We start from the raw sequence: 13,820 nt of genomic DNA on the forward strand, positions 1-13,820 counted from the left end.
CTTTGCATCAGAAAAAAAGAACCGTGCCCCGATGCTTTCTATCAGATGATTTTGTCACCCAGTTTATCTAGTTTATCAACGTCTAAGTAGACCGACTGAGAGTCTGTACAGAATTTTGTGCAATCCGATTGTCTGGCTTCGTCATCTCCCACCCGCGCGTCAATAACAGGTTAGTAGGGGGCGGGCTAGTGGGGGAAGTCTGCTCATGCAGACTAGACAGGGATTCTAGTTCCACTACCCTGCGGGAACGCAAGCATATGAGTGGACTTGCTGGATTAGCCCATACTTCAGCACGGGTAGGCGATGCCGCCAGCAAACACAAAAAATTTACAGACCCTGGAGCTGAATTCAGTATCTGCAAAATCGTGTACAAATCTACTCAAAAACCTGCCTTATGCAATCCTTACGCAATCAAATCAGAAGCCATTCAAAAGCGGCAATTTTGGCGAACCGATAAGTATGCTCTATTAAATTCTATTGAATGATTATGATAACTAAAACAATAATTACTGCTAATTCATTGCAGCTTTTAGCCCTAGTGAAAGCTATATATTACTCAGCTGAACAAACGCCTTTCCTATGGGATCAAAGGTCAAATTACCAACAGCAAAAAGCTTCAGCTTAATTATGTTAGCGGTGGCAGTTGATTAAGCAAAACTTTAGCTCTGTGCCACTATTTAAGCTAACCTTATGGGATCCTAAAATAATTCTAAAGTATAAGTAATTCAGGCTAAACATAGCCGGTTTCATTACGAATCCCATTCATCAAGTCAGCTGAATTTTGGTTACAGATATAAGGTTTTCCCGTAGTATCAGAATTAGAGTTTGTCCAGAATGAGCTTTGATTCTTTAATAATCATTGCTAGCTGGGTAATAGGTAAACTTTGACTGCCGTTTCGAACACTGAGAGGATATACATGGCTACGTACAAAGTTACATTGATTAACGACGCTGAAGGGTTGAATCCCACGATCGAAGTACCCGACGATGAGTACATCCTGGATGCTGCTGAAGAGCAAGGGTTGGATCTGCCCTATTCCTGCCGTGCCGGTGCTTGCTCTACTTGTGCTGGTAAAATTACCGCCGGTACAGTTGACCAGTCAGATCAATCCTTCCTGGATGACGATCAAATTGAAGCAGGTTATGTCTTGACTTGTGTGGCCTATCCAACTTCTGATTGCACCATCATCACCCACCAAGAAGAAGAGCTGTACTAACTACTTTCCGAAAACTTGTCAGAGCTTTTGAATTCCAAAACCCCGAAAGGGTTTTCAGATAGGCTCTAAGCAAACGGTACTTACAATCAAGAGGGCGATTCGTCGCCTTCTGATTAATCCAACTACCTTACTAGTATTATCTCAACTGGTGCTATTCAGGGCTAACAGCACTAGCAAAGTTTTCTCGGCAGAAGTGCGATTTGTGCTTCTGCCTTGTTGTATTGATCTTGAGCTGTCGCTTTCTGGATATCCAGAGGAGCGTACTCTATTTCTGGCTGCTGACAACTTCCGGTTCGCGCCAAAAGGCGATACTGGGGTTTAAGGGCTGAAGCTGAGTACCTGGATAGTAGAAGCGCAGAATGCGTTCACTGGACCAGCCTAGTTCACCCAGTCGATAGGCGCCCGTTTGGCTCATGCCAACTCCATGACCTAAACCTCCACCAACAAAGGCATAGCCTTTCAATACCTTGGCTACAGGACTAGCTGGGGGACTAGCAGCAGGCACCGAAGCCGCAGGGATGGGCTGCCCATTTGGAGATGGTTGGGGATTGGCAGAAGCCTGTGGGCTGAGCTGGGGTCGGGTTTCGTAGATAGGATCTAGATAGAACAGTGTGCTGTTGGGCGCGTAGAGTGCTCGCAGAATCTCATCCTTTTCTAACTCGATCAAGCCGCGATCGGTTGAGACTTCCATGCGCTGAACTCGCCCAGCCGGAGAGCGTTCTACTACCTGCAGTTCTTTGATTTGCGTGAAGTTTGCTAAGGGATGCTGTTTGCTTTGTAAGTAGGAGCGCAGATCTTGAGCAATCTCAGTTAGCGGACTTTCGACCCGCCAGCGGAACATATCCCAGCCCGCTTCATTAAAACCTTGCTTCAGGTTAATGAATGAGCGGAAGTTAGCTTCATCGGCTAAGCTACGCTGAGACAGATCCCACAGGCTTTGTACCGAATCCACTACCGCTTGTAAATAAGGGCGATCCGGCCCATTCCAAACATTGCTAAAGGGAGCCGTAACACCACCCGTTGTGGAGGAATAGAGTGCGTCCACTAGCTCGTTATTGTAGGTCAATACCATCCCTCGCGTGGCCGCAATTGCTCGGTCGGATTCAGGGGCAGCCCCCATCAAACCCCAATACACCTGACACTGAGTATCGGCACAGAGCTGGTAATTATCGATCGCAAAGCGACGCAGATTTCGTAAAGCATAGGTCCGCGCCAAAACTGCCTGAGCTTCAATTGCGGTTGGCGGAGCACCCAGGCCAATTTCGTGGGGCACTACACCGCGCAAATAGGTCTCGATCGGCACCTGATTGACTAGCGTGTAAGTACCGTAAGCATTGGGCTGGAGCTTCAAGGTTCCGGCATAGAGGCGAGTGCCGTGGTCATTACGATTAAACGTCACCTCAAACTGCTGTGTTGAGGCAGCAAACTCCATCTCATCCTGCTGATAGCGCGTGCCGTTGACAGCAATGGTGGCCTTTGGCTCTTGCTGCTGCACCTGAGTGTCAATAAAGGCCGTTTTGGAGCCGTTAGCCCGCAGATTCTGCATCAGTAACCGACGCAATAGGGGGGTTTTGTAGGTTTCACGCTTGGCCCACACCTGCCACTGACGCGGCTGCGCTACTTCAACCTCAACGCCTTGAGATTTCCACTGGGTAGCACTGTCCTCGGCAGGAAATGTCGCTGAGATGGCGCACGCCTTGCTGGTAAATCCATTGATGTAACTGTTTGCCGCGATAGGCGGGCTGGCCTTGCTGTTGGACCCAGGTGGTTAAATCAGCCAGGGATTGGCCCAAAAGTGGCTTAGCTAAAGCGCTTTCATCAGATTGCTCCAGAGGAGAGACCGGTAGGGAAGGCTGAACTGGCTCGGTAGAGAAGGAAAGAGACATGACCAATGGCAACTTGGATTCGCTTCTCTATCTTACCGGTGGGAGCTGGATGGCGGTGCAACACTCAGGTATGGCTCGAGGCTCTATGCTTTAGACTCATGCTTGCAAAGCGTCGTTACCTTCTGCGGCCTGTTGCAAGAAGGGAGCCAGTTCCCGATTCAGTCGTCCGGTTTGGACTAGCTCGGCGTAAGTATTGGCTTCCACGCTCAACAGCTCTTCCCGCAGTTGGTCGGTGATGTAGTCGCGCAGGTTGGGATAGGTGGTCTGGAGCTTGTCAATTTCGGTCTCTAAGCGACTAATCTCGCCTTTGAGCAGAGCTTCCTGATAGCGATAGAAATCTGGTTCGATGCCGGGACGGTCGTCAATTGTCTGAAGATACTCTAAAACTCGCTGCAGCGCTGCCAGTCGGGCTACCGATTCGGAGTACTGCTGTCGTAAGGGCTGGTCCCCTAGGAGATTCAGTTTTTGCAGTAACGGTTTGATTGTGAGTCCCTGCACTAATAGCGTAAATAACACTACGCCGAACACAGTGGAGATAATCATATCCCGCTCTGGCAGTTGGGTTGGCACACTCAACGCTAAGGCAATCGACACCGAACCCCGCAGTCCGCCCCACCATAGCACCGTCTGTTCGCCCAGCGATAAATCCGTTTCGGTGATCACATTGCTTAATTTACCCAGACCATAGACACTAATGGCTCGCGTCACGATCATGCCGCCAATGGCAATGGCGATAATTCCTAGATTGTCAACCAGATTGGTGTAGCGTACCTGATCGCCAATCAACAGAAAAATAATTGAATTGACAAAAAAGGCGAGAAATTCCCAAAACTCAGTAACAATAATCCGGGTGCGGGGATTCATCCCAATCCGGGAGCCGAAGTTGCCTAAAATCAACCCCGTAATCACTGCGCTAATCACACCTGAGCCGCCAAACTCTTCAGCTAATAGGTAGCTACCATAGGCCGATACCAACGTCAGCGATTGCTCTACCAGCGGCAAATCAAACCGTTGCGTCAGAAACGAAATGCCAAATCCCAGCAACCCTCCCACTGCAAGGCCGACCCCAACTACCTGAATGAACTGAATCAGCGTGGTTTGTAGCGTCGGTTCAATCGTTCCCAAGGAGGATGCCACCAGAAACTCGAAGGCAACTACGGCCATCCCATCATTGAACAAGCTTTCGCCTTCCATCATCGTCGATAGGCGGCTACCGACCCCTAATTCGCGAAACAAGGCAATCACCGAAACCGGGTCGGTGGCGGAGAGGCTGGCTCCCAGCAGCAGGGCCGTCGTTAGCGTCAGTCCAGCCAGTTGGTTCAGTCCTAGCGCCACGCCTATGACCGAAATCACCACCCCAAATACAGCATAAAGGCTGATCGGCACGAGATTTCGCTTTAGTTCGGACCATTTTAGATTCCAGGCAGCCTCAAACAATAGCGGCGGCAAGAAGATCGACAGAATCAATTCGGGAGACAAGTCCGCCAGCCGCACATCGATAAAGGCTAGACCCAATCCCACGATCACAAGCAACAGGGTATAGGGAATTTGGCGCAACCAGCTAAACACCTGTGGTAATGTTGCTACGCCTAACGAGATCGACAAAACTAACAAAAACTGTTTCAGATTAGCCTCAATCACTTCCTCGCCCTGAACGACGCTTAGCACCGACACAATTTCCATAACCGTTAAAATGACTAGTGAGATGAATAGAATCCTCGCTAATCATAGTCGGCTGTTCCGCGTCAGTCTACCTGGACTCTCTTGGTCCTAGCCTAGTAGTGTGCTGCCTTCTCTGATCACTTACATTTTGTAATTGACTATGGTCGCTGTCACTGTAAAGCTATTTCCACCCTTTGAACTGACAGATGAAGCCTTCTATCAACTCTGCCGGAACAACCCCGATGGTAAGTTTGAGCGGACATCAAACGAAGAATTAGTCGTCATGTCACCGGTCGGCGGAGAAGGAGGTAAGCGCGAAGCTGACCTAATTATTGATTTGGGCCTATGGAATCGTCAAAACAGTTTGGGAGTTGTCTTCAGTTCTTCTTCTAGCTTCAAACTGCCCAATGGTGCTGATCGTTCTCCGGACGCTGCCTGGGTCAAGCAAGCAAGATGGGATGCTTTGACTTCAGAACAGAAGCGTCGCTTTCCCCCCATTGCTCCAGACTTCGTGATTGAACTGCGTTCTGAATCAGATGAGTTGGAAGTGCTCCGTGCCAAAATGCAAGAGTACATTGATAATGGCGTATTGCTGGGTTGGCTGATCAACCCTCAAGATCGACAGGTAGAAATTTATCGCCCAGGGCAACCCGTCGAAGTGCTTAATGCCCCAGTTAGTTTATCTGGCGAGGATCTCTTGCCTGGATTTGTATTAGATCTCAGCCGGATTTTTTGAGCAAAAATTTGACGAATCGGTGGCATAGGAACAGTGGGATCGGTCCAGCGATCGAGCCATCGTAGGGTTGGATATTTAATAGCCAGTGCTGAGTGCAAAATTGCCCTGGACGGTGAAGCGCAGTTTCGGTTGGAAAGAAGAAGCATGTCTCAAGATTCACAGCGTCCGCGTATTGTTGTGATTGGAGCAGGATGGGCTGGTTTGGGAGCCACCTATCATCTAGCTCAGCAAGGGTGCAGGTTAGTCTCCGTTCCAATTGCCTCCTGCGCCGCCCGTCGGATCGCCGGAGTATCCATAGCCAGATCGTCGTCATCGACTAGATAGCGCTGCTGAAATTCAGATGAAAGGGGCGGTAGGTTTTCCACATCCCGTGGCGTCAACTGGTACTTAATCCCCCGCACCTCCAAGAGCGCTTTCCAGCCAAACACCTGGCCTTCACACGCCTCCAGCCGATTAAACCGAAACACAGCTACCCGCTGCCCCTGCTGTTCTTCTTCGGTAAAGGGGATGCCAACGGGTTCTACCCGCAACACCGTTTGCCGATCGGTAGTAGCAGGCAGAGCAATCCGCCATTCTAGATCGGTCAGCGGCACCTCTTCCAGGGGCGAAATTTCTTCCACGTAGGACATTTCCACCAGATAGCCATTAGAGAGGGCATAGCGCTTGGCAGCATCGTAGTGAACATGCAGCGGATGAATAAAAGTGCGGTCGCGTGTGGTTAGCTCTTTTGGGTTTTCCTCGTCGTTTGGGTTGTCGCGAATGTAGTATTCTTCCTCGGCATAGGCGACATAAAGAATATCTTCACCGCCTTGGGGATTGGGATGAAAGGTGAGGTCGGAGGGGTTGGCATAGGGCGTCAGCACGCTGAAGTGCAGCTCACCCGTGGCCCGGTCCATGCAGTAAACCGAGCGTTCGATATCATCGCAAATCCATAGCTCTTCGTTGCGAATCGTCAACCGCTCAATCCCGACACCGGGCGCTGAGAAACGGGTAATTTCCCGGCCGCTGTTGCGGTCAAACACCAAAATGTAGCCCAATTTTTGACAAGACACATAAACCGCCGACTGCCAGACTGCCACTCCATTCACTGGGTAGGGCAAGGAAACAAAATGATGAGGCGTAAAGTCACCTAGGTTGCACCAATACACGTCGTTGTCGCGGGCAAACCAGACCTGCTGCTGCCATACGGCTAAGCCCGAACCATCCAAAAACTCTTCGACCTGAAGGGAATTCAAAATGGTTGTATCATCGTTGCGGCAGTTGACCCGCATCAAATAGCCGCGGACTGTATCGAGCGCTAGCAGATGTTCTCCATCAGAAGCCAGCCCTGAGAGGATATAAACCGCAAAGGGGCGAACCGTGCGGCGACGGTAGTCTACACCCGTATCAGGAGATGCTGGTTGGACAGAAGGGGCGGATTCTAGCAGCATAATCAATCACGTTGGGATTCGTCCCCCAATCATAAACAAAACTGTCTAGGACTTACATGTACCAGGGGAACAGTTTTCTAACAGGTTATCAACACCATACTGGTTGGGGGCATGATGGATAGTCCAATTGTCTATTTGTCTATGGATGAAAAGATGGCTGACAAAGACGGGAATGGTTGCTCAAATCGCCTCCTCTCAACCTATAGTCCTGCAACCTATAGTCCTGCGGATACTCAGGAAGCGGAGTTATGGATTTTTAGTTTTGAATTTTAAAGTTCCCTGAAAATACTTTTGTGATTTTTCTGCCATGAATCTAACCCAAAAATTCAGTGCCTGGTTGCCCCAGATTGATCAACGGCTATGGATCCTCATCTTCGGGCGGTTGCTGTCGCAGGTCGGTACTGGGTTTGTTATGTTTTATGCGGCTGTTTTCTTCGTGAATCAGGTGGGACTTTCGCCGTCTGCGGTTGGATTTGGCATTGGCAGCGAATCCATTTCCGGTGTAGTGGGGCGGGTCGTAGGCGGTACCTTGGCCGATTCGCCTCGCTGGGGTCGCCGCAAGATTCTGCTAATCTCGGCAGCCATTTCGGCACTAGCGGATGTGGTTCTAACATTCAGCCACGACTTTCCCACCTTTCTACTTGGTAATTTACTTATGGGGCTGGGGGTAGGGTTATATTGGCCGGCTACCGAAGCGGTCGTTGCCGATCTAACCAATCTGCAAAATCGCAGTGAAGCCTTTGCCCTGAACCGACTGGCAGACAGTTTGGGCCTTGGTTTGGGTGTGGTGTTTGGCGGTTGGCTGATTGCAGCGACCGGGGCTTACCGAGCCATGTTTGTAATCGACGGCATCTCGTTCACGATCTTCCTGGCCGTTATCTACAAAGCCATTCCAGAAACCCTGAACCCGCATCAGGTGACGCTTCCAGCGCTCAAGGGGTGGGCTATAGCATTGCGGGATCGACCGCTATTAATTTTCATTCCAGCTAACATTCTGTTCACGACCTATCTAGCCCTAATCAACACCGCTCTGCCGCTTTACCTAACTCAATTCGTTTCGGCCACTCCAGCCCAAACCTTCAACCCCGCCATGCTAAGCCTCCTGTTTGCTTGGTACATCGGGCTATGTGTGCTTTGCCAACTACCAGTCATCCGATCCCTCCAGCGGTTCAGCTATCCCCATGCTCTGATGCTCTCGGCTTTGAGTTGGGCACTGGGCTTTGCCCTGATTTGGAACACGGGCCGAGTGACCAATGGGCATCCGCTCTGGGCTGGGCTGGCATTAGCCGTGATGGCAATTGCGACCGTGGCTTACACGCCATCTGCTTCTTCGCTGATCATTCATCTGGCACCTGAATCGCTACGAGGAGTGTATCTGTCGATCAATTCGCTCTGTTGGGCAGCAGGTTATTTTGTTGGTCCAACGATCGGAGGATGGGCAATGGGTGAGCCACGAGCCGTAGCCGATGGCTTTTGGATTGCCGCCCTGTCTAGCGTTGCTGGTGTCCTGTTAATTTTGCAAATTCTGACTCAGCAGGTGCAGAGGCCAGAGACTAGTGCTTGAAGGCCAACTCACTCTACCGACTCATTCTGCCAACTGGCGATGCCGCGAAACACAGGTGGAATTTCTCCTTGCTCCGTTGGAAACTCCAATGTCAATATCGCCAGTATGCAGGTGGGCCGTAAGATTGTACGCGGCGATGCGGTGATGGTGCTGAGTATCGACGATCCCCTACCAGACGGCATCCTGACGGAAATTACTAAGGTTCCCGGCATCCGCGATGCCTACACGGTGACGCTCGCCGAGAGCACCTGAAGCCAACCGGCTATGCTTCTTAACATAGGGCAATGCGGCGGAGCAGTCTGTAGCGATCTTTTGGCTGACTGGTTGCAAACTGGCAGCTTGCCTTTGACCTAGACAGTACTTCTAGCAGCAAGGCAATTGGTGTCGAGCGAATTTGGGATTTTGCTGGGATTTTGCTGGGATTTTGCTGCTAATGGAGTGCTACTAATGGAGTTTGGATTGGCTTGAGTCAGGCAACTTTTCTTCCCCTAGTGTCCAGACTTGCCAATAGCTCGTTTTTTGATCAAGTTTGATTTTCCGTGCCCGCTCCCTTGTTCGTTACACCTAATGCACTCCTGTTCCTCGGAAACCTGTCAGGCAGCCAACTTTGCGGCTTCTCAGGTGTCCTCTTATAATCTGGAGAAGCACCTTAAAGTAGAACTTTATAGATGGGACGAAAGGATTCGAATAGACCTGACGCAAGGAGGACTTCCAACTCACCTCCTCCCGCAAAAGCTATTATAGGTCCCAGTAGGGGTTGTATAACCTTCTTACTTGCAGTATCGGTTGCTCTCTTGACAACCCTTTTTATAGGTGGTAGCGTTTACGTCTTTTTATTTGCAGTGTTAGTTGCTTTCTTAATAATACGTTTTCTAACTTAAGCTACTCTGAGCTAAACTCAGGTTAATGAACATCAGTAACAAGGTTTTTAGTTCAATTAGAAAGACTTTGCTTCGTGCTAAAGATAAAGTAGCCCATTCTTCTAAAATTATCTGCGATTTTCTGAAGAAACGTAAGAAACTCTACAGACGGCACGAGCATACCATTCAATTTATTCTAATAGCTCTTATTGCTTTACTAGTAGTTGCAAATGTTCAGAAAGAGCAGAAAATTTCTATTCGGTGGTTGGCAGAGCGAAAGGATGCCCTAGCAGCGCTGAATAGTATTGTAACAATTGTGTTATTGCTGATCGGTTCTACCTTCTCTTATTATCGATTCTTCTATGGGCAAACACTCGCTATTCGGCTAGAGCTGTTACTCGATGTTTCTGTCCACGGTCCACCTGAAGAGTCTCCATTCCAACTACATGTAATCTGCTTAACGGTAAAGAACATTGGCAGCTTTAGTTTATGGAATCCAATGGTCAAACTAACGGTTGTGCCTCATGTAGGCGGAATGAGTTCAGATGTAGGTAGAACGAGTTCACCAAAAGATGAAATCACAATGTCACCCTGGTTCCAAAATGGTAGCAATTCAGTTTCAGCAGATCCCACAATTTCAGATCCCATGATTTTGATCGCAAGCGGTGAAACAGCTCCGTTTTTTGCTCAACGAGAAATCCCAAAAGAGGTATGGGCAGTGACCTATATTGTCAGACTTGAAGCAGGTAACGGCACAGTTTGGTCTACCTCAAAAACAGTGAGTAACAAAACAACTAATGAGAGTGATAAACAAAAAAGATAAACTATCGTATCTGTGTTGAATCGTCGAGTTTATCAGCCCAGAATTCGAGTCTGTAAATTTTTTTCTGCTGATTAGCCTCATGTTTTGCTCGTAGTCGAGGTGGAGTGAGATAGAGTGAATAGCGTCAGAGGCAGCTTTATCGAATGAGTAGGAGAAGTGCAAAGGAGTCTGTAAAATATTTTGTGTCAGAGGTTAAATTCTAAAGGGAAGTCGATTACTGTACTTTTATCCCCAGGAGACAACCATGACCATTCGACCCGAACTGCTCGATGAATTGCTCAAAGACTACGCCAAACCCGAAGATCTAGTCGGTGAAGGCGGACTGCTCAAGCAATTGACCAAAGCCCTGGTAGAGCGCTGCTTGGAAACAGAAATGAGCGTCCATCTCGACCAACCCCAGTACCAAAGCGAGGGCAAAGCTAAGCGCAATCGTCGCAACGGACATTCTAAGAAAACGATCAAGGGTGAGTTTGGCGAAGCGACTTTGGAGATTCCCCGTGACCGCAACGGAGAATTTGAGCCAGTCATGGTCAAAAAGGGACAAACCCGTTTTGATGGCTTTGACGGCAAGATTCTCTCACTCTACGGTCGGGGCATGACCACAGGTGACATCCAGGAGCAACTCAAGGATATGTATGGGGTGGAAGTCTCAGCCACCCTAATTAGCCAAGTCACTGATGCGGTCTTAGATGAGGTTAAAGCCTGGCAGTGCCGTCCGTTGAGTGCGGTGTATCCTCTGGTGTGGATGGATGCGATTGTCGTCAAAGTCAGAGAAAACGGACGGGTGATTAACAAAGCGATTCACTTGGTACTGGCGGTCAACCTCAACATAGGGCGAATGCATTCGCCCAGTGGTGAAAAGGAATTGCTGGGGATGTGGATGACTCAGAACGAGGGAGCCAAGTTTTGGATGAGTGTGCTCACAGAGCTGAAGAATCGCGGTGTGCAAGACATCTTCATTGCCTGCGTGGATGGCTTGACGGGCTTTCCAGAAGCGATTGCTGCCACCTATCCCGATACTCTCGTGCAGTTGTGTATGGTTCACATGGTCAGAAACAGTGTCTCCTACGTGTCCTACAAACACCGCAAGGAAGTCTGTGCTGACCTCAAAGCCATTTACACGGCTGCCACTGAAGAAGAGGCAGAGTTCAACCTGGAGTTGTTTGCTGAGAAATGGGATGAACGCTACCCCACCATCAGCAAAAGCTGGAAGATTCACTGGGCAAACGTGATTCCCATGTTCAATTTTCCTATATTGCAGTGGATGGCTTTGAAGTTGAAGTGCCAACATTGCGACGCCAAGATCTGGATATTCCTGCTGATGCTGTGGTTTATTTTAGCTCCCAGTTCATTGTCAAACGCCATCCCGAAACCATTCGCTTGCAAATGCAGATCCTGAGCCAGGTTCCGAACAGCTATTTTCTAATTAAAGGCTTGGGTAATCTGCAAAATACACAAGCTATCTTTGAGCAAATGGCTGAGGAAGCAGGGGTTGCGGCCAATCGACTGCGGTTTTTGCCCCATGTGCCCATCGAAGAAATCCACCGTGCTAATTTGGGCATTGCTGATGTGGTGCTAGATACCTTTCCCTATAACGGGGCCACCACCACGCTCGAAACCCTCTGGATGGGCATTCCGATTGTCACCAAAGTGGGTCAGCAGTTTGCAGCTCGCAACAGCTACGGCATGATGATGAACGCGGGTATCACTGAAGGAATCGCCTGGACAGATGCGGAGTATGTTGAATGGGGAATTCGCTTGGGTACGGATGCAGCCCTGCGGCAGAACATCGCCTGGAAGTTGCGGCAATCTCGCCAAACAGCACCCCTCTGGAACGCCAAACAGTTTACGCGTGACCTGGAAGTCGCCTATGAGCAGATGTGGCAGCGCTATTTGCAATAATCCGATAGTAAGGGCGAAGCATTTGCGAAATGAATCCAAGGCATAGCTACAGAGCTTCTGACGCAAATGCTTCGCCCTTACGATAGGATGGTTGTTCCATCCGACATGATATTAGCCGGATTGATTGGGTAGTGCAATGATATTGAGATTGCCTTGTAATTGCTCTAGAGATTCAACTGGTATCAAATTCTTTAAATAGGGTTGATAGCGAAATAGACGATAACCTTTGATCTGAAGATAAGCGGCAACCTCGGTGTTGCTGCCCTTGTCTCCAGCGATATTTTCGTAAATAATACCGGGAGCGAATTCGGCTAAGAGGCGATCACTGCCGGCTAACACCTGCATCTCATGGCCTTCCGCATCAATTTTTAGCCAATCCAAGCGATTAATTCCTTCGGAGTCGATCAGGCTATCGAGAGGAAAGCAGGTGATGGCTTCAAATGCTTCGCCCAGGGTAGGATCAATTTCGCTAATAACTTCATTCAGTTCGCTGGCCGCTTGCAGAGACAAATAGGAGGTACCGTGATGATCGCTGGCGGCTCCGGCACAAACAGTCACCCAATCCAGTTGGTTTAGCCGCTGCGTTTCCTGCAAACAGCGAATGCAGCCAGAAAACGGCTCTACAGCCAACACGCGCCCATTGGAACCCACTTTCTGGGCAGCACTGAATGTGTATACGCCAACATTTGCCCCGACATCGATCACAACCATCCCTGGCTGGAGCTGCTCGCGCAAAAACTCCATTTCTGCCTCAAACCAGTCTGCTTCGGCCAACAAAACGCTGGTGACAATACTGCGCAAATTTGGCTCTACGGCCATTAACAGCGTGCGCTCAAACGGCAGGTAAGTGAAGGCACTGTTTGCATCGAGACTGGTCCAGCGCCAGTCGAGCGACTGAGGTTGTGCCTCGGCTAATTCCCGTGCATGTTGCAGCCAAAAGTCGGCCACTTCGGGTTGCAGGGGGCGGTAGGCCAAATAGAGCGCCTGAACCGCAGGAGCAAATTCAGGGGCAATGGTGCGAGCTTGGTGTAGGTAGAGCAGTCCTTCCCACTGCTGCTGCATCAGGTGGGCTAATCCCAGCGTCAGGTTGAATCGGGCTGAGTTGGGCATAAGTTGGGCCGCGAGCTGCAAAAACCGCTTACCGCTCACCCCATAGAACACGAGCTGACAATGGCAAAGCACGGCTGCAAAAAGCCGCATGGCCTGATCGGTACCTGTTGCCGCGGCGAAGATGGACTCAATTGTTGTTGGGTCGGCCAGCAGATGATAATCGCTTTGTGGCCAGTAGATCAGCCCCAGCGGAAATACCTCACCCGTGTAGGCAAATTGCAGCAGATCGATCAGGGCCGGAAAGGCGGTTTGAAATGCGGCTTCTGATTCACCAATCAAACTGCGCACTAGAGCCAAATGCGCTACACACAGCGGATGACCAGGTTCCATCTCAACGCCCTGCATCAACGCGACCAGCGCCATTTCCAACCCCATCGCCCTCAGGTCCCCTTCAGCCTGCTCAGCTTCAATCAGGGCAATCACAGCTAGATTGTTGCAGTCGAGTGGAGTTTGTGGATCATCCCAAACGGTTTGTTCCCAGCAGGTGGGGAATGAGGCTAGAACCTCTGGCGGTAGGTTGGGGTAAAATCCACTCAGGTACTGCCAGTACAGAGCGGTGGGAGGGGAGGGGGCGCTTGTCATAGGAACTACGGCTATCAGTGCCAGCTATTAATCATGCCCTATTAACGT

Annotated in this window: 12 protein-coding genes and 1 pseudogene; 8 read left to right on the forward strand and 5 right to left on the reverse strand. The window is 49.8% G+C overall.

All coding sequences use genetic code 11. The features are described from left to right. Window positions 1-257: 257 nt before the first annotated feature. Both JVX88_RS17640 and JVX88_RS17645 read left to right on the forward strand, forming a co-directional pair. The gene (locus JVX88_RS17640) at window positions 258-485 is read left to right on the forward strand and encodes a hypothetical protein (protein ID WP_211619475.1); all 228 of its coding nucleotides are present in this window, start codon (window positions 258-260) and stop codon (window positions 483-485) included. Between the two features lie 432 nt (window positions 486-917). Further along, on the forward strand, window positions 918-1,217 hold the full coding sequence (locus JVX88_RS17645) for a ferredoxin (protein ID WP_211619476.1): 300 nt from the start codon (window positions 918-920) through the stop codon (window positions 1,215-1,217). Window positions 1,218-1,482: 265 nt separating this feature from the next. Here the strand turns inward: JVX88_RS17645 and JVX88_RS17650 are convergent, their stop codons facing one another. The 3 genes from JVX88_RS17650 to JVX88_RS17660 all read right to left on the reverse strand — a co-directional run bounded on the left by JVX88_RS17650 (window position 1,483) and on the right by JVX88_RS17660 (window position 4,786). Continuing rightward, complete coding sequence (locus tag JVX88_RS17650; protein ID WP_211619477.1) at window positions 1,483-2,763, reverse strand: SpoIID/LytB domain-containing protein; 1,281 nt, start codon at window positions 2,761-2,763, stop codon at window positions 1,483-1,485. Window positions 2,764-2,845: 82 nt separating this feature from the next. Then, on the reverse strand, window positions 2,846-3,103 hold the full coding sequence (locus JVX88_RS17655) for a hypothetical protein (RefSeq protein ID WP_317134384.1): 258 nt from the start codon (window positions 3,101-3,103) through the stop codon (window positions 2,846-2,848). 96 nt (window positions 3,104-3,199) lie between these two features. Next, on the reverse strand, window positions 3,200-4,786 hold the full coding sequence (locus JVX88_RS17660; protein WP_211619478.1) for a Na+/H+ antiporter: 1,587 nt from the start codon (window positions 4,784-4,786) through the stop codon (window positions 3,200-3,202). Window positions 4,787-4,925: 139 nt separating this feature from the next. On the opposite strand from JVX88_RS17660, the gene JVX88_RS17665 reads away from it, so the two are divergent. Beyond that, window positions 4,926-5,501, forward strand: coding sequence for a Uma2 family endonuclease (locus JVX88_RS17665; protein WP_211619479.1), 576 nt, complete (start codon window positions 4,926-4,928; stop codon window positions 5,499-5,501). A 224-nt stretch (window positions 5,502-5,725) separates the two neighbouring features. Here the strand turns inward: JVX88_RS17665 and JVX88_RS17670 are convergent, their stop codons facing one another. Further along, window positions 5,726-6,931 carry a transglutaminase gene (locus tag JVX88_RS17670; protein WP_211619480.1) on the reverse strand — a complete coding sequence of 402 codons (1,206 nt, stop codon included), beginning with the start codon at window positions 6,929-6,931 and terminating at the stop codon, window positions 5,726-5,728. 307 nt (window positions 6,932-7,238) lie between these two features. Between JVX88_RS17670 and JVX88_RS17675 the strand changes: the two genes are divergently transcribed. The 5 genes and pseudogenes from JVX88_RS17675 to JVX88_RS17695 all read left to right on the forward strand — a co-directional run bounded on the left by JVX88_RS17675 (window position 7,239) and on the right by JVX88_RS17695 (window position 12,080). After that, on the forward strand, window positions 7,239-8,495 hold the full coding sequence (locus tag JVX88_RS17675) for an MFS transporter (RefSeq protein ID WP_211619481.1): 1,257 nt from the start codon (window positions 7,239-7,241) through the stop codon (window positions 8,493-8,495). A gap of 39 nt (window positions 8,496-8,534) precedes the next feature. Continuing rightward, window positions 8,535-8,747, forward strand: a complete 213-nt coding sequence (locus JVX88_RS17680) for a hypothetical protein (protein ID WP_317134385.1) — start codon at window positions 8,535-8,537, stop codon at window positions 8,745-8,747. Between the two features lie 654 nt (window positions 8,748-9,401). Further along, window positions 9,402-10,178, forward strand: coding sequence for a hypothetical protein (locus tag JVX88_RS17685; protein WP_211619482.1), 777 nt, complete (start codon window positions 9,402-9,404; stop codon window positions 10,176-10,178). A gap of 244 nt (window positions 10,179-10,422) precedes the next feature. Further along, window positions 10,423-11,430: pseudogene (locus JVX88_RS17690) on the forward strand (IS256 family transposase); the annotation flags it as partial. A 74-nt stretch (window positions 11,431-11,504) separates the two neighbouring features. After that, on the forward strand, window positions 11,505-12,080 hold the full coding sequence (locus tag JVX88_RS17695; protein ID WP_211619484.1) for a hypothetical protein: 576 nt from the start codon (window positions 11,505-11,507) through the stop codon (window positions 12,078-12,080). A 111-nt stretch (window positions 12,081-12,191) separates the two neighbouring features. Here JVX88_RS17695 and JVX88_RS17700 read toward each other — a convergent pair whose 3' ends face one another. After that, window positions 12,192-13,772, reverse strand: coding sequence for an FkbM family methyltransferase (locus JVX88_RS17700; protein WP_211619485.1), 1,581 nt, complete (start codon window positions 13,770-13,772; stop codon window positions 12,192-12,194). Window positions 13,773-13,820: the final 48 nt, after the last annotated feature.

It is taken from the genome of Leptolyngbya sp. 7M (assembly GCF_018128485.1).

Coding starts and splice junctions, on each gene's coding strand:
- JVX88_RS17640 (WP_211619475.1), top strand. CDS start 258: ATGAGTGGACTTGCTGGATTAGCCCATACTTCAGCACGGGTAGGCGAT.
- JVX88_RS17645 (WP_211619476.1), top strand. CDS start 918: ATGGCTACGTACAAAGTTACATTGATTAACGACGCTGAAGGGTTGAAT.
- JVX88_RS17650 (WP_211619477.1), bottom strand. CDS start 2,763: ATGCAGAATCTGCGGGCTAACGGCTCCAAAACGGCCTTTATTGACACT.
- JVX88_RS17655 (WP_317134384.1), bottom strand. CDS start 3,103: ATGTCTCTTTCCTTCTCTACCGAGCCAGTTCAGCCTTCCCTACCGGTC.
- JVX88_RS17660 (WP_211619478.1), bottom strand. CDS start 4,786: ATGGAAATTGTGTCGGTGCTAAGCGTCGTTCAGGGCGAGGAAGTGATT.
- JVX88_RS17665 (WP_211619479.1), top strand. CDS start 4,926: ATGGTCGCTGTCACTGTAAAGCTATTTCCACCCTTTGAACTGACAGAT.
- JVX88_RS17670 (WP_211619480.1), bottom strand. CDS start 6,931: ATGCTGCTAGAATCCGCCCCTTCTGTCCAACCAGCATCTCCTGATACG.
- JVX88_RS17675 (WP_211619481.1), top strand. CDS start 7,239: ATGAATCTAACCCAAAAATTCAGTGCCTGGTTGCCCCAGATTGATCAA.
- JVX88_RS17680 (WP_317134385.1), top strand. CDS start 8,535: ATGCCGCGAAACACAGGTGGAATTTCTCCTTGCTCCGTTGGAAACTCC.
- JVX88_RS17685 (WP_211619482.1), top strand. CDS start 9,402: ATGAACATCAGTAACAAGGTTTTTAGTTCAATTAGAAAGACTTTGCTT.
- JVX88_RS17700 (WP_211619485.1), bottom strand. CDS start 13,772: ATGACAAGCGCCCCCTCCCCTCCCACCGCTCTGTACTGGCAGTACCTG.